This is a genomic window from Hydrogenophaga soli, from assembly GCF_054777695.1.
In genome coordinates this window covers 76,607-91,855 of sequence record NZ_BAAHAK010000003.1, presented here as the reverse complement: position 1 = coordinate 91,855, position 15,249 = coordinate 76,607, and the positions used below count along the sequence as shown (strand labels likewise).

General features: G+C 66.2%; 16 protein-coding genes. 7 read left to right on the top strand and 9 right to left on the bottom strand.

Translation table 11 applies throughout. From position 1 onward, the window contains the following. Positions 1-8 precede the first annotated feature (8 nt). Genes ACYVB7_RS06260 through ACYVB7_RS06235 form a run of 6 tightly spaced genes read left to right on the top strand, consistent with a single transcriptional unit; the run spans position 9 to position 7,022 of the window. On the top strand, positions 9-746 hold the full coding sequence (locus ACYVB7_RS06260) for an amino acid ABC transporter permease (protein ID WP_460505833.1): 738 nt from the start codon (positions 9-11) through the stop codon (positions 744-746). 1 nt (position 747) lies between these two features. Beyond that, complete coding sequence (locus ACYVB7_RS06255) at positions 748-1,413, top strand: amino acid ABC transporter permease (RefSeq protein ID WP_460505832.1); 666 nt, start codon at positions 748-750, stop codon at positions 1,411-1,413. Positions 1,414-1,431: 18 nt separating this feature from the next. After that, complete coding sequence (locus ACYVB7_RS06250; protein WP_460505831.1) at positions 1,432-2,166, top strand: amino acid ABC transporter ATP-binding protein; 735 nt, start codon at positions 1,432-1,434, stop codon at positions 2,164-2,166. A 7-nt stretch (positions 2,167-2,173) separates the two neighbouring features. Further along, positions 2,174-3,730 (top strand): methyl-accepting chemotaxis protein, encoded by a 1,557-nt coding sequence (locus tag ACYVB7_RS06245; RefSeq protein ID WP_460505830.1) that lies wholly within the window; start codon positions 2,174-2,176, stop codon positions 3,728-3,730. A gap of 26 nt (positions 3,731-3,756) precedes the next feature. Continuing rightward, a complete protein-coding gene (locus ACYVB7_RS06240) occupies positions 3,757-5,676 on the top strand; it encodes an ATP-binding protein (protein ID WP_460505829.1) in 1,920 nt (639 codons plus the stop codon). Next, the gene (locus ACYVB7_RS06235; protein ID WP_460505828.1) at positions 5,673-7,022 is read left to right on the top strand and encodes a sigma-54-dependent transcriptional regulator; all 1,350 of its coding nucleotides are present in this window, start codon (positions 5,673-5,675) and stop codon (positions 7,020-7,022) included. The genes ACYVB7_RS06240 and ACYVB7_RS06235 overlap by 4 nt, the downstream gene beginning before the upstream one ends. Positions 7,023-7,057: 35 nt before the next feature. Here the strand turns inward: ACYVB7_RS06235 and mmuM are convergent, their stop codons facing one another. The 8 genes from mmuM to ACYVB7_RS06195 all read right to left on the bottom strand — a co-directional run bounded on the left by mmuM (position 7,058) and on the right by ACYVB7_RS06195 (position 13,506). After that, on the bottom strand, positions 7,058-8,014 hold the full coding sequence (gene mmuM / locus ACYVB7_RS06230) for a homocysteine S-methyltransferase (protein WP_460505827.1): 957 nt from the start codon (positions 8,012-8,014) through the stop codon (positions 7,058-7,060). Between the two features lie 25 nt (positions 8,015-8,039). Continuing rightward, positions 8,040-8,795, bottom strand: a complete 756-nt coding sequence (locus ACYVB7_RS06225; RefSeq protein WP_460505825.1) for an amino acid ABC transporter permease — start codon at positions 8,793-8,795, stop codon at positions 8,040-8,042. Between the two features lie 27 nt (positions 8,796-8,822). Then, positions 8,823-9,653: a basic amino acid ABC transporter substrate-binding protein gene (locus tag ACYVB7_RS06220; protein WP_460506260.1), complete on the bottom strand. Its 831-nt coding sequence runs from the start codon at positions 9,651-9,653 to the stop codon at positions 8,823-8,825. Positions 9,654-9,729: 76 nt separating this feature from the next. After that, positions 9,730-10,122, bottom strand: a complete 393-nt coding sequence (locus tag ACYVB7_RS06215) for a 6-pyruvoyl trahydropterin synthase family protein (RefSeq protein ID WP_460505823.1) — start codon at positions 10,120-10,122, stop codon at positions 9,730-9,732. Positions 10,123-10,130: 8 nt separating this feature from the next. Further along, entirely contained in the window at positions 10,131-10,778 is a 648-nt protein-coding gene (gene queE, locus ACYVB7_RS06210; protein ID WP_460505822.1) for a radical SAM family protein, read from the bottom strand. 10 nt (positions 10,779-10,788) lie between these two features. Continuing rightward, complete coding sequence (gene nadB, locus ACYVB7_RS06205; protein ID WP_460505821.1) at positions 10,789-12,408, bottom strand: L-aspartate oxidase; 1,620 nt, start codon at positions 12,406-12,408, stop codon at positions 10,789-10,791. A gap of 50 nt (positions 12,409-12,458) precedes the next feature. Continuing rightward, positions 12,459-13,280, bottom strand: a complete 822-nt coding sequence (locus ACYVB7_RS06200; RefSeq protein WP_460505820.1) for a segregation and condensation protein A — start codon at positions 13,278-13,280, stop codon at positions 12,459-12,461. Positions 13,281-13,293: 13 nt separating this feature from the next. Further along, on the bottom strand, positions 13,294-13,506 hold the full coding sequence (locus tag ACYVB7_RS06195; RefSeq protein WP_460505819.1) for a DUF3460 family protein: 213 nt from the start codon (positions 13,504-13,506) through the stop codon (positions 13,294-13,296). 163 nt (positions 13,507-13,669) lie between these two features. On the opposite strand from ACYVB7_RS06195, the gene ACYVB7_RS06190 reads away from it, so the two are divergent. After that, positions 13,670-14,305: a YitT family protein gene (locus ACYVB7_RS06190; protein ID WP_460505817.1), complete on the top strand. Its 636-nt coding sequence runs from the start codon at positions 13,670-13,672 to the stop codon at positions 14,303-14,305. Here the strand turns inward: ACYVB7_RS06190 and ACYVB7_RS06185 are convergent. Continuing rightward, positions 14,290-15,249 (bottom strand): LysR family transcriptional regulator, encoded by a 960-nt coding sequence (locus ACYVB7_RS06185; protein WP_460505815.1) that lies wholly within the window; start codon positions 15,247-15,249, stop codon positions 14,290-14,292. The two genes, ACYVB7_RS06190 and ACYVB7_RS06185, sit on opposite strands and share 16 nt — an antisense overlap.

The following is a 15,249-nucleotide window of genomic DNA, read 5'->3' as shown; positions in this document are numbered from 1 at the left end:
ATTTCGCCATGAGCTCATGGGATTGGCAGGTGTTCTGCAAGGACACCATCGACGGTGAGGTGGCCCCCGCTTGTTTCGGCAAGGGTGGCAGCATCACCTACCTGGATTGGCTGGTGTCGGCGTGGGGGTGGACGCTGTCGGTGGCGCTGCTGGCGCTGGTGGTGGCGCTGGGGGTGGGTTCCCTCATCGGCATCCTGCGCACCACGCCCAGCAAGGCGCTGGTGGCCGTTGGCAATGTGTGGACCGAGTTGTTTCGCAACATTCCGCTGCTGGTGCAGGTGTTTCTTTGGTACCACGTGCTGCCGGCCCTGGTGCCGGTGCTCAAGGGGGTGCCCAGCTTTGTGCTGGTGGTGCTGGCCCTGGGCTTCTTCACGTCGGCCCGCATTGCGGAGCAGGTTCGTGCGGGCATCCAGAGCCTGCCGCGTGGCCAGCGCTACGCCGGTCTGGCCATGGGGCTGACCTTGCCCCAGACCTACCGCTATGTGCTGCTGCCCATGGCGTTTCGCATCGTCATCCCGCCGCTGACCAGCGAGAGCATGAACATCATCAAGAACTCATCGGTGGCCTTTGCGGTGTCCATTTCCGAACTGACCCTGTTTGCCATGCAGGCGCAGGAGGAAACCTCGCGGGGCATCGAGGTTTACCTGGCGGTCACCGGGCTGTACTTCATTTCGGCCTTTGTGATCAACCGTTTGGCATTGGTCATCGAACACCGGGTGCATGTGCCCGGCACGGGGGGGCACTGACATGGTGGTGGATTTTTCGTTTCTGGACGCGTCCGTCCTGTCCAGCTTTGTCCTCAAGGGCTTGTTGTTCTCGTTTCAGCTGACCGTGGTGGCCATGGTGGGGGGCATTGCGCTGGGCACGGTGCTGGCGTTGATGCGCCTGTCCGGGCGCCCGTGGCTGGTGGCCCCGGCGGCGTTTTACGTCAACACGCTGCGTTCCATTCCGCTGGTGATGGTCATCCTGTGGTTCTTTCTGCTCATTCCGTTGCTGATCGGTCAGCCCATGGGGGCCGAGTTGTCGGCCATCATCACGTTCACGGTGTTCGAGGCCGCCTACTACTCCGAAATCATGCGGGCGGGCATCCAGAGCGTGCCGCGTGGCCAGGTGTTTGCCGGGTACGCCATGGGCATGACCTACGCCCAGACCATGAAGCTGGTGGTGTTGCCCCAGGCGTTTCGCAACATGCTGCCGGTGCTGCTGACGCAAACCATCGTGTTGTTCCAGGACACTTCGCTGGTGTACGCCATTGGTGCCTATGACCTCCTCAAGGGTTTTGAGGTGGTGGGCAAGAACTTCAACCGCCCGGTGGAAGCCTACCTGGTGGCGGCTGTGGTCTATTTCGCCATTTGTTTCTCGCTGTCGATGCTGGTGCGTCGGCTGCAAAAGAAGATTGCCATCATTCGCTGAAGGTTCGGAGAGCACCCCATGATTGAAATCAAGAACGTTTCCAAGTGGTACGGCAGCTTTCAGGTGCTGACCGACTGCTCCACCACCATCCACAAGGGGGAGGTGGTGGTGGTCTGTGGCCCGTCGGGTTCGGGCAAGTCCACCCTCATCAAGACCGTCAATGCGCTGGAGCCTTTCCAGAAGGGCGACATCGTGGTCGACGGCATCAGCATCGCCGACCCCAAGACCAACCTGCCCAAGCTGCGCAGCCACGTGGGCATGGTGTTTCAGCACTTCGAGCTGTTTCCACACCTGTCGGTCACCGAGAACCTGACCCTGGCCCAGGTGAAGGTGCTGGGGCGCAGCCTGGACGACGCCAAGACTCGCGGCCTGAAGATGCTGGACCGGGTGGGCCTGATGGCGCACAAGGACAAGTTCCCCGGCCAGCTGTCCGGTGGGCAGCAGCAGCGTGTGGCCATTGCGCGTGCGCTCAGCATGGACCCCATCGTCATGCTGTTTGACGAACCCACCTCGGCGCTGGACCCCGAAATGGTGGGCGAGGTGCTGGACGTGATGGTGCAGCTGGCCAACGAGGGCATGACCATGATGTGTGTGACCCACGAAATGGGCTTTGCCAAGCGGGTGAGCCACCGGGTGATCTTCATGGACGCCGGTCGCATCGTGGAGGACTGTCCCAAGACAGAGTTCTTTGGCCACCCGGACGCACGTTCCCCCCGGGCCAAGGAGTTCCTGTCCAAGATCCTCCAGCACTGAGTCCGCCATGCCTCAACTGTCCATTCGAAATCGGCTTCTGGCAGCTTTTGGCCTGGTGCTTGTGCTGGTGTTTGCGGTCGCCGGGGTGGGCGGGTTTGGGGTGGTCAGTGCGCTCAATGGGCTGGAGCGCATCACCGGCCAGGTCAACGCCCTGCAACGCCACTCCGACCACGCGCTCAGGGCCCTGTTGAGGGCCCGGGTGGCCGAGCAGAGCATGGTGGCCAACAACCTGGACAACACCGCCATCGAGGGTTACAAAAAGAGCTGGGACGCAGCCTTGGCGGACAGCGGTCACGAAGTGGCCGCTCTGACGGTCTTGATGGATTCCCCCGAAGCACAAGACGGGGTTCAGGCTTTGGGTCGCGCTCTGCAGGCCTATCGCGAGGCTTACGAGGCGTTCCACCGCAGCCTGGTCAAGGGCAGTTTTCCAGATGTGAAAGAGGCCACCGAGGCCATGGGGCCGGTGAATGGTGCGTTCGTCCACATGGAGCAAGGGCTGGCGGCCCTTCAGAAGCGGGTGGACGACACCGCGGTGGACATTGAGGTGCGGGTGTCGCAGCGGGTCCAGGCGGTGGGCATCACCCTGGCCGTGGTGCTGACCGGTGCCCTGTTGGTGGGGGTGGGGGTGGCTTTGGCGGTCAGCCGCTCCATCGTCCAGCCCATGGCGGCGGCGCAATCCCAGGCCATGCGCATTGCGTCAGGGGACTTGGCGCATGACGTGGACGCCACCGGTCACGACGAGGCCGCACGCACCTTGCAATCGCTGCAACAGATGACCGAGGCCTTGCGCCGCATCGTCGGCGAAGTGAGGGCCAGCGCGGACAGCATCGAGACCGCGTGCAGCGAGGTGGCCACCGGCAACATGGACCTGAGCCGACGCACCGAACAGGCGGCCGCCAACCTCCAGCAGGCTGCCGATGTCATCGGGCAACTCACGGCCAATGTGCAGCATTCCGCCACGTCGGCCCATGCGGCCAACCAGTTGGCGACCTCGGCGTCTGACGTGGCGCGGCGGGGCGGTTCGGTGGTGGCCGAGGTGGTGTCCACCATGTCCGAGATCCACACCAGTTCGGCCAAGATTGCCGACATCATTGGCGTGATTGACGGCATTGCCTTCCAGACCAACATCCTGGCGCTCAATGCGGCGGTGGAGGCGGCCCGGGCGGGTGAGCAGGGGCGCGGGTTTGCCGTGGTGGCGGGGGAGGTGCGCAGCCTGGCGCAACGCAGTGCCGAGGCCGCGCGTGAAATCAAGGGCCTCATCGACAGCAGCGTGACCCGGGTGGATGCGGGCGCGCGGCTCGTGCAGGCGGCGGGCAGCACCATGACCGAAATCGTGGAGAGTGTTCAACGCGTGTGTGACACCATTGGCGACATCACCCTTGCCGTGACCGAGCAAAGTGAGCGCATCAGCGTCGTCAACGGGGCCATCATCCGGCTCGATCAGGTCACCCAGCAGAATGCTGCGCTGGTTGAACAGTCCGCTGCGGCGGCCGATTCGCTGAACGAGCAGGCCCATCGGTTGGTGGCTTCGGTGGCCTCGTTCCGGTTGCACAGCCCTCAATAGCCCTTGTGTCTCTTTCGTTGAACGCCATGGAGGTCTCTGCCGCTCAAGCCCCGTTGCGCATGCGGGGGACGGTGTGGCGTTTCCTGGTCTTGCTGGCGGGTGTGGTGGTGGTGGCGGTCTGTGGTTACGGGGTCTATCAGCGCAGCCACGCCCGCGGGACAGAGGCTTTGCGCCAGGCCACCAACAGTCGTTTGGATTTGTTTGCCTCGGTGGTGGAAGCGCATGTGCGTCGGCTGGAACCCGTGCCCGCCACCATCCAGCTCAACCCGGTGGTGGTGCACATGTTGCACAACCCCGTTCCGGCCCGGGTGGCCGAGGCCAACCATTACCTGGTGCGGCTCAACGCCCATCTGGGCAGTGAAGCCGTGTTCGTGATGGACGAACGGGGGGTGGTCCGAGCCTCCAGCAACGGCACCCAGCCCGACGACAGCCGACTGGGTGAGGACGTGTCCCACCGTCCCTACTACCTGGAGGCACTGGCGGGGCGTGCCACACGCCATTTCGCCATTGGCAGCGGCGGTCAAGCGGGGTATTTCGTGTCTCACCCCATCCATGAAGGGGCCCGGGTGGTGGGGGTGGCCGCCATCAAAATTTCGCTGGGGGCGTTGGACCAGACCTGGGACATGCTGGGTTCCTCGGCCTTGGTGGCCGATGCCAACCGCGTGGTCATCCTGTCGTCCCAGCCCCAGTGGCTGTACACCACCATCGTGCCGCTGTCGGCCGAGCAGCGTGTGGATTTGCACCTCACCCGAATCTACGGCGCCATGCACTTGCCGCCATTCCCGGTGAACATCGACCTCCGGGTGGACGAGGATTCCCAAGCCATGAACGGCCGTGTGCGCATCCACGACCAAGGCTTGACCCGTTCATCGGGTCTCGTGCCCAGCAAGGCCGGTCACCTGGTGCTGGGGCGGTCGCTGGATGGCATGGACTGGCGGGTGCTGATCTTCACCAACCTGACAGCGGTGCATCAGCAAGCCCTCATCGATGGTGTGGGGGGTGCCGTGTCCATGGCCTTCCTGATCCTGTTGGGGCTGTTCTGGGGGCAACGCCGGCGCATCGAGCGTCAGAAGCAGGTGGCCAAGCACATGCTGGAACAGGCCAACGCCGCGCTGGAGCAGGAGGTCGGTCGCCGCACCCAGGAACTGACCGATGCCAACACCCTGTTGCGCAAGGAGGTGGCCGAGCGTGAGCAGACCGAAAAGAACCTGCGTGCCGCGCAGGACGAGCTGGTGCACGCCGGCAAGATGGCGGTGCTGGGCCAACTGGCTGCCAGCATCACCCACGAGTTGACCCAGCCCCTGGGGGCCATTCGCACGCTGTCGGGCAACGCCGCCGAGTTTCTGCGCCGGGGCAAACAAGAGGTGGCCTTGGACAACCTGTCCATCGTGGACCGCCTGGTGGGGCAGATGGCCAGCATCATCGACCCCCTCAAGGGTTTTGCCCGCAAGTCGGCAGCTCACCCCGAAGCCACCGACCCCGGGCGGGTGGTGGAGCGGGCGCTGTTCCTGTTCCAGTTGCGCTTGAAACACGACAAGGTGCAGGTGGACAACCAATGCCCCGTGGGCACCTGGACGGTCTGGTGTGATGGCAACCGCCTGGAGCAGGTGCTGATCAACCTGATGGGCAATGCACTGGACGCGATGCGCGAGGCTCCGCAGCGCCGATTGCTCATCACCGCACACACCGGGCCCGATCCCGCTGAGCCCGTGCTGACCTTGCAGGTGCGTGACACTGGCAAGGGCCTGAGCGAGGCCGACCTGGCCCACATCTTCCAGCCCTTCTACACCACCAAGGCCAGCGGCGCGGGGCTGGGGCTGGGTTTGGTGATCAGCCGCGACATTGCCGCAGAATTCGGGGGCAGCCTCACCGCCTCGAATGCCGAGGATGGTGGGGCCTGCTTCACCCTCACGGTTCCCCTGATGCCCGCCCATTCCCCCTCATGAACTCAGCGCTCACGGTCTATTTGGTGGAGGACGATGCCGCCGTCCAACTGGGCTGCGTGCAAGCGCTTCAGCTGGCCGACATTCCGGTCAAGGCCTTCGATTCAGCCGAGGCGCTGCTGCCTTACCTGCGCCCGGGCATGGCCGGGGTGGTGGTCACCGACATGCGGCTGCCCGGGGCCGATGGCCTGGCGGTCATCAGCGAGGTGCGGGACGTGGACGTGGATGTGCCCATCATCATGATCACCGGCCACGGCAATGTGGAACTGGCGGTCGAAGCCATGCGCAGTGGCGCCTACGACTTCATCCCCAAGCCGTTCTCTGCCGAGCAACTGGTGGAGGTGGTCCAGCGTGCGCTGGAAAAACGCCGCCTGACCTTGGAAGTGGCCAAGCTGCGGCGCGCCTTGTCGCTGCAAGAAGGCCTGGAGGGGCGGCTGGTGGGTAACGCCCCGGCCATCCGTCGCCTGCGCGAACTGGTGCTGGAACTGGCCGATTCGCCGGTGGACGTGCTCATCCACGGCGAGACGGGCACGGGCAAGGAGGTGGTGGCCCGGGCGCTGCACGACTATTCGCGCCGCGCCCAGTCCCCGTATGTGGCCCTGAACTGCGGGGGGCTGCCCGACACCTTGCTGGACAGCGAGTTGTTCGGGCACGAATCCGGTGCCTTCACCGGGGCACAGAAGCGGCGCATCGGGCGCATCGAGCATGCCCATGGCGGCACCTTGTTCCTGGACGAGCTGGAAAGCATGCCCATGGGCGTGCAGGTCAAGCTGCTGCGGGTGTTGCAGGAGCGTTCCATCGAGCGCCTGGGCTCCAACCAGGGCGTGCCGGTGGATGTGCGGGTGGTGGCCGCCACCAAGGACGATTTGCTGGCCCGAGCCCGGCAAGGCAGCTTCAGGGCCGACCTGGTCTACCGGCTCAATGTGGTCAACATCGAGCTGTCGCCTTTGCGGGAGCGCCGCCAGGACATTCCCTTGCTGCTGGAGCATTTCATGCTGATGGCCGCCAGCCGCTTCGGGCGGGTGCAGCCCGGCATTTCATCGGCCCAGATGCAGCAGCTGATGGCCCACGACTGGCCGGGCAACCTGCGCGAGTTGCGCAACGTGGCCGATGCCCTGGTGCTGGGGGTGGGGCCGCAGTGGGTGTCACCCCCATCCCGCATCGATGCCGCTGCGGCACCGGAGGCGGACGTGTCCCTGACCGACATGGTGGATCGGTTCGAAAGTGGCCTGATTGCCGACGCCCTCAAACGGCACGCGGGCAACGTGGTGCAGACGGCCCGGGCCCTGCGCGTGCCCAAGACCACCTTGGCCGACAAGATCCGCAAGCACGGGCTGGGCAAAGGCTGAGGGCCAAGACCCCACCGCTGGCGGGGTGGCCGGTGTCAGGCCGCGGGCAGGCTGCTGTGGGCCCAGTGGAAGATGGCCTGGATGTCGTCCGGGCGGGTGCGGCAGCAGCCGCCGATCAGCCGGGCCCCACGCGCATGCCATTGGCGGGCCTGGTCGGCAAAGTGGGACGCGCTGGCGTTGCCGTGCCAGGTCTTGTGGGTGGCGTCGTAGTGCTCGCCGGAATTGGGGTACACCAGCAGCGGCTTGGTGGTGTGGGGGCGCATCTGTTCCAACAGCGACGCGATGTGTTCGGGGGCCGTGCAGTTGACGCCGATGGCTGCCACCGGCTCGAAAGCCTCCAGCGCCGCCACGCAGTCGGCCATGCGCTCGCCCAGGCTGTTGTGCTGGCCATCGCGGCACGAAAAGCTGATCCACGCGGCCACGCCCGGCCACTCGGTCAACAACCGGGCCAAGGCGCGGGCTTCGGCCAGGCAGGGGATGGTTTCGCAGGCCAGCAAATCGGCCCCCGCCTGGGCCAGCACGGCCAGGCGGGGGCGGTGGAAGTCCATCAGCGCCGCTTCGTCCAGGTCGTATTGGCCGGTGTACTCCGACCCATTGGCCAGCATGGCCCCATACGGGCCCACCGACGCGGCCACCAGGGGTTTGCGCCGCCCCACCCGGTGGGCGGGATCGGCCCAGAAGGCGTCGCGGGCCTCGGCGGCCAGCTGCACCGAGCGGCGCATCAGGTCGGCGGTTTCGGTGGCGTTGAGGCCCCGGCGGGCAAACGCCTCGAAGGTGGCCTGGTAGCTCGACGTGGTGGCCACATCGGCCCCGCTTTTGAAATAGTCGAGGTGCACCTCGCGGATCAGGTCGGGCTGCTCCAGCAGGAGCTTGGCCGACCACAGCGGGTCTTTGATGTCGGCCCCACGCCGCTCCAGCTCGGTGCCCAGGGCCCCGTCCAGGATCACCAGGGGGCGTTGGTTCAAAAAGTCGTGCAGGGCAGCCTGGGTCATGGTGGGGGCGGGGAGAAAAAAGGGGTCAGCGGCCCCGGGTGTGCTCAGGGGCTTCCAGCCGTTTGGCCAGCAGCGACAACAGCCAGGTCAGCACCAGGTACAGCGCAGAAATGGCCAGGTAGGGCTCCCAGTAGCGGGAGTAGGCACCGGCCACGGTGCGGGCCGCCATGGCCAGCTCCAACAGCCCGATGGCCGAGACCAGCGACGAGTCCTTGACGAGGGCAATGGCCTCGTTCACCAGCGCGGGCACCATGCGCCGGAACGCCTGGGGCAGCACCACATGGCGCATGCCTTGCCAGGGCGTCATGCCCAGGCTCAGGGCCGCCGCGGCTTGTCCGCCGTGGATGCTCTGGATGCCTGCGCGGAAAATTTCAGAGATGTAGGCCCCCGCGTTGAGGCTGAGGGCCAAGGCACCGGAGAAAAACGCGCCATGGCTTTGGCGAAATTCCCGCGCCAGTTCGCCACTGAGCAGCCAACCGTGGTCCGGGTGGATCAGGGTGGGCATGAGGGCAAAGTGCACCAGCAGGATTTGCACGAACAGGGGCGTGCCCCTGAAAAACGTGACGTAGGCCGTGGTCAGCACGCGCAGGGTGCGCAGCCCCCACCGGGCCAGCGGCGAGGGGTGGGGTGTGGACGGCAGCGCATCGGCCCCCACCAGCCCCACGGACACGCCCAGCAGCAACCCGGCCACCAGTGCAATCACGGTGAGCTGCACCGTCATCCACAGCCCCTGCGCAAACAAGGGGCCGTAGCCCGCCAGGATGTCCCAACGCCACGTCATGGCCGCGTCCTTCGGTGGTGCCGCGGCTTACTTGGCCGCGCCTTTGAAGTGCTGGTCGTGGATCTTCTGGTAGGTGCCATCGGCCTTGATGGCGGCCAGGGCCGTGTTGATCTTTTGCAGCAGTTCGGTGTTGCCCTTCTTCACGGCAATGCCGTATTGCTCAGGGGCAAAGCTGGTGTCGTTGATGGCCTTGAACTTGGCACCGGGGTTGTTGACCACGTAGTTGTCGATCACGCCGTTGTCGGCCACGACCGCGTCCACGCCGCCAGCGGCCAGTTCGGCCAGGGCCAGCGGGGTGGATTCAAAACGCTTGATGTTGGCGCTGTTCTTGCCTTGCAGCTTGGCCACCACCTCTTCGCCGGTGGTGGAGGTCTGCACGCCCACCTTGCGCTTTTTCAGGTCGTCCAGCTTGGTCACGGTGGACTTTTCAGGCACGGCGATGAGCTGGTGGGCGTCGAAGTAGCTGTCGCTGAAGTCCAGCGTCTGCTTGCGCTCGTCGGTGATGGTGACGGCGGAAATCAGCAGGTCCCGGTCGCCTTGGGCCAGGGCGTTGAAGGCCCCTTCCCAGGGGGTGGACACAAATTCCACGGTGATGCCGGCTTTTTCGGCCACGGCGCGCATGACGTCGATGTCAAAGCCCACGATCTCGCCCTTTTCGTTCTGGAATTCAAACGGGGCGTAGGTGGGGTCGGTGCCCACGGTCAGGGCTTTGGGGGTCGGTGCAGGCGCGGGGGCGGCCACGGGTGCCGGGGTCGGCGCAGGGGCTGCGGCTTCGGGGGCGGGCTTGTTGCAGGCGGCCAGCAGCAGACCGGCAGAAGCGGCCACCAGGGACAGGGCGAGACGACGGGACATCAGCATGGGGTGAACAGCCACAACCGTGGCTCCTTTGAAAAAAACGAAGCGGCGATTATCCGTGTGTGCACGGCCAGGGGGCTCACAGGTGCAGGGTGCAGCTGTCGCCCACGGCGTCGCGCCACACCCGGACCTGGGCCAGCGGTGGCTGCACATGGGCCAGTTGCCGGGCAATGAACAAGCACAGGTTTTCCAGGGTGGGGGTACCCAGGTCGGGCACCTCGTCCAGCAGGTGGTGGTCCAGTTGCTCGCGCACGGCCTGCAGGTGCTGGCGCAGCCAGCCCAGGTCCAGCACCATGCCGCTTTGGGGGTTGAGCGGGCCGCGGACGCTGACTTCGGCGTGGTAGGTGTGGCCGTGGATGCGGCGGCTGCCTTCGGCTTCGATGTCGCGCTCCAGGGTGTGGGCGGCGTCAAAAAAGAACCGTTGGCTCACCGTCATCTGCGGTGGCGTGGAAGGTGTCAAGGGTGAGGTCATGCCAGGGGTCAGCGGATGCCGCTGATCTTGTGGGTTTGCAGGCTGAGTCGCCAACGCGGGTCGCGCAGGCAATGGGAGATGCACTCGGTCAAGGCATCGGGGCGGCCCGGCATGGCCGGGCCATCCAGGGGTTGCAGAAAGCGGTGGGTGAAGTGGCCCTCGGTGGCCAGGGTGTCCAGGTCCAGCCCGGCTTGAGGCCACACCACTTTCAACTCCTGTCCTTGCCGCTGCACCCAGGGCGCACCGGCTTTGGGGCTGATGCACAGCCAGTCGATGCCCTCGGGGGCGGGCAGGCTGCCGTTGGATTCCACCGCCACCCGAAAACCGTGGGCGTGCAGCGCCTCCAGCAGGGCCGCATCGAGTTGCAGCAAGGGCTCACCCCCGGTGATCACCACCAGCCGGTGCGTGTGCTCGGCCACCGGCCACTGGGCGGCGATGACATCGGCCAGGGCCTGGGCCGTGGGGTACTTGCCACCCAGGGTGCCGTCGGTGCCCACAAAGTCGGTGTCGCAGAAACGGCAGACGGCCTGAGCCCGGTCTTCCTCGCGGCCCGACCACAGGTTGCAGCCCGCCAGACGGCAGAACACCGCGGGCATGCCCGCCTGTGCGCCTTCGCCTTGCAGGGTGTAGAAAATTTCCTTGACGCTGTAGGTCATGCGTTCACGCTCAGCGCGGAGGGGGCACCAGCACCGTGGGTTTGCCCACCGGGTCGGTGTCGGGGAAGTCGCGGCTGTAGTGCAGGCCCCGGCTTTCGCGCCGCATCAGGGCCGACATGACGATGAGGTCGGCCACTTGCACCAGGTTGCGCAGCTCCAGCAGGTTGCGGGTGACGTGGAACTGGGCGTAGAACTCCTGAATTTCGCGTTGCAGCAGGGTGATGCGGTGGGCCGCCCGTTCCAGGCGTTTGGTGGTGCGCACAATGCCCACGTAGTCCCACATGAAGCGGCGCAGCTCGTGCCAGTTGTGCTGGATGACCACCAGCTCGTCGGCATCGGTCACGCGGCTGTCGTCCCAGCCGGGCAACTCGGGCACCGGTGCGGCGGCCTCCTGGCCGATGGCCTGCACCGTGGCGCTGGCAAACACCATGCATTCCAGCAGCGAGTTGCTGGCCAGCCGGTTGGCCCCGTGCAGGCCGGTGCAGGTGGTTTCGCCCACGGCGTACAGGCCCGCAATGTCGGTGCGCCCGGCCAGGTCAGTGACCACGCCGCCGCAGGTGTAGTGTGCGGCGGGCACCACGGGGATGGGCTGGCGGGTGATGTCGATGCCCAGCTCCGCGCAGCGGGCCTTGATGTTGGGGAAGTGCTCTTCCAGGAACTGCGGGCTCTGGTGGCTGATGTCCAGGTACACGCAGTCCACACCGTGTTTCTTCATCTCGAAGTCGATGGCGCGGGCCACCACGTCGCGTGGGGCCAGTTCCTCGCGCGGGTCGTGCTGGGGCATGAAGCGTCCGCCGCCCACTTCGGGGGGCAGCAGCAGCTTGCCGCCTTCACCACGCACCGCTTCGCTGATGAGGAAGCTCTTGGCGTGCGGGTGGTACAGGCAGGTGGGGTGGAACTGGATGAACTCCATGTTGGCCACCCGGCAACCGGCGCGCCAGGCGGCGGCAATGCCGTCGCCGGTGGCGGTGTCGGGGTTGGTGGTGTACAGGTAGACCTTGCCCGCGCCGCCGGTGGCCAGGATGGTGTGCGGGGCGCGGAAGGTGACCACCTCGTCGCGCTCTTCGTCCAGTGCATACACGCCGTGGCAGCGCACGGGCTGGCCGGGGCGGGGCAGCCCGCTGGCCATGCGGCGGTTGGTGATGAGGTCTACCAGCATGTGGTGCTCAAACACCTGGATGCGCGGGTTGGCCCGCACGTGCTCCAGCAGCGTGGCCTGCACCGCCGCGCCGGTGGCGTCGGTGACGTGCACGATGCGGCGGTGGCTGTGGCCGCCCTCGCGGGTCAGGTGCAGCTCGCCGTCCTCGGTGCCGTCCTGGGTGGAAAAGGGCACGCCCAGGCTGCGCAGCCAGCGGATGGCGGTGGGGGCGTTTTCCACCACCTGCTGGGTGGCCTCCAGGTCGCACAGACCGGCCCCGGCCACCAGCGTGTCCTGCACATGGCTGTCGAAGGTGTCGGTGGTGTCCATCACCGCGGCAATGCCACCTTGTGCCCAGCCGCTGGCGCCGTCGGCCAGTTCACGCTTGGTCAGCACGGCCACGCGGTGGGTGGGGGCCAGCTGCAGGGCGGCGGTCAGGCCTGCCAGCCCGCTGCCGACGATGACCACGTCGAAATCCAGGGTTTGAGTCATTTCAAAAACCAGAGCAAAAGGTTCAATGAATACAAGCGCTGGAGGCCATTTCAGCTGGGGCTGTAGGCCAGGCGCACGTAAATGGGGGCAAAGGCCTCGGCCTGGGTCAGCTCCAGCAGCGTTTCCTTGGCCAGTTCCAGCATGGCAATGAAGGTCACCACCAGCACGGGCAGGCCGCGGCTGGGGTCGAAGAGGTCGCCAAACTCCACAAAGCGCCGCCCCTGCAGTGACTTGAGGATGAGGCTCATGTGCTCGCGCACCGACAGTTCCTCGCGGCTGATGTGGTGGTGCTGCACCAGCTTGGCCCGCTGCACGATGTCAGCCCAGGCAGCCCGCAGGTCGTCGGCAGACACGTCGGGAAAACGCGGGGTGAGCGACTGCTCCACATACACCTGCGCGGCCAGCATGTCGCGGCCCATTTGCGGCACCTCGTTCAGGCGCTGGGCGGCCAGTTTGATGCGTTCGTACTCCAGCAGGCGGCGCACCAGCTCGGCGCGGGGATCATCCACCTCTTCACCTTCTGCCGTGGTGCGGGTGGGCAGCAGCATGCGTGATTTGATTTCGATCAGCATGGCCGCCATCAGCAGGTATTCCGCCGCCAGCTCCAGGTTGCGGGCGCGGATTTCCTCCACATAACCCAGGTACTGCCGGGTGACGGCGGCCATGGGGATGTCGAGGATGTTGAAGTTCTGCTTGCGGATCAGGTACAGCAGCAGGTCCAGCGGCCCTTCAAAGGCCTCCAGGAACACCTGCAACGCATCCGGCGGGATGTACAGGTCCTGCGGCATGGCGAACAGCGGTTCGCCATACAGCCGCGCCACGGCCACATGGTCCACCACCTCGGGCAGGTCGGTGGCGGTCGGCTCGGTCATTCAGGTGCGGGGCTCAGTGCTCGGAAGGACCGGCCTGGTAGGGGTAGGGCTTCTGGGCCACCTGACCGGCTTGCAGGTCTTGTTGCACGGTGCGGTCGATGGCCTTGTCCCACAACAGGGCGCGGCCTTCGCGCTGACGCTGCTCCAGGTCGGGGCGGCTGGCCTTGAGCGACTCCAGGAAATCGGTGGCGTCGGAGGTGTAGTGGGGGCGGGCGAAGATGGACATGGTGCAGTGCGGTCTGGGAAGCCCGCGATTTTAAGGCGGGTTGCGGCGCACAACCCTGACGGTGCAGTGGCCAGTCGGTTTCTGGCATGGCATTTGCAGGACACTACGCGCCCCGGCCACAATTCGGGTAAACCCTGATTTTGCTTCCCCATCCCTGGTCGCCATGTCCACCTCGTCCATTGCCACACCCGCCGCCCCGGTTCCAACCTTGCACCACAGCTTGCACGAAGACGTGCAGGCCCTGTTTGCGGGCACCTTGTTCGTGGCCATGGCGCTCATGCTGTTCCAGCAGGCGGGGCTGTTGACCGGGGGCACGGCGGGCGTGGCGTTTTTGCTGCATTACGTCAGCGACATCACCTTCGGCAAGCTGTTTTTTGCCCTCAACCTGCCGTTTTACTGGTTCGCCTGGACGCGCATGGGCCGCGAGTTCACGCTGAAGACCTTTTGCTCGGTGGCCTTGCTGTCGGCGTTGACCGAGTTGTTTCCGCATGTGATGCATGTGGACCACCTCAACCCGGTGTTTGCCGCCGTGCTGGGCGGGCTGCTGCTGGGGGCGGGGTGCTTGTTCCTGGCGCGGCACAAGTCCAGCCTGGGCGGGGCCACCATCGTGTCGCTGTACGTGCAAAACCGCCACGGCATCCGCGCCGGACAGGTGCAGCTGATGATCGACTGCACCGTGTTGATGCTGGCCGTGTTTGCCGTGCCGCTGGAGCGGGTGGCCTACTCGGTGCTGGCGGCGGTGGTGATGAACGTGTTTTTGTGGATCAACCACCGCCCGGGGCGTTACACCGGGGGCTGATCTGAGGCATCGGGGATCGTCGGGGCCACCGGGGCGGCCAGGGCGTCCAGCAGGTGGTCGATGAGCACCCGCACCCGGGGGACCTTGTGGCGGGTGGGGGCAAACAGCAGGAAGGCCAGGCCCTGGTAGTTGGCCTGTACCTTCCAGTCGGGCAGCACCGGCACCACGGTGCCCGCCTGCAAGGCGTTGCGGGCCAAGAAGTCGGGCACGCAGGCCACGCCCAGCCCGGAGCAGGCGGCGTCCAGCCGCAGCTCGCTGTGGTTGGTGGTGTAGCGGCCCTTCACCGACAGTTCCACGCTTTCTGCGCCGCGTTGCAGCTGCCAGCGGTTATCGCGCTCCAGTTCGCCCAGGGCCAGGCAGTCGTGCAGCAGCAGGTCGTGCGGGGTGGCCACGGCGGGCCGTGGGGCCAAGTAGGCGGGGCTGGCCACCAGGATCTGGCGCACCGGCATCAGGGGTCGGGCCACCAGGTGCAGTGGCGGCTGCTCGGTCAGGCGCACCACCAGGTCCACCCCTTCGCGCACCGGGTCCACGTCGCGGTCGGTCACCACCAAGTGCACGTCCACCGCCGGGTGTTGGGCCATGAACGTCAGCAGGTGCGGGTGCAGCACATGGCGGGCAAACGCCTTGGGCGCGCTGATGCGCACCTGCCCTTGGGGCAGGCGCTGGTGGCCCTCGGCCACTTCCAGCGCGGCCTGGGCGGCGGCCACCATCTGGCGCCCTTGAGCAAACACCTCCAACCCGGCCTCGGTGGGCTGCACCAGCCGGGTGGAGCGGCGCAGCAGTTGCACCCCCAGCGTGCGCTCCAGCCGGGCCATCTGGCGGCTGACCGCCGACGGCGTCTGCCCCAAGCGCCTTGCCGCGGCAGAAAACCCGCCTGCTTCCACCACCTGAACGAAGGTGACCAGCTCTTGCAGCACGCCTGCCCACTCATTTGTTCCCGCCAC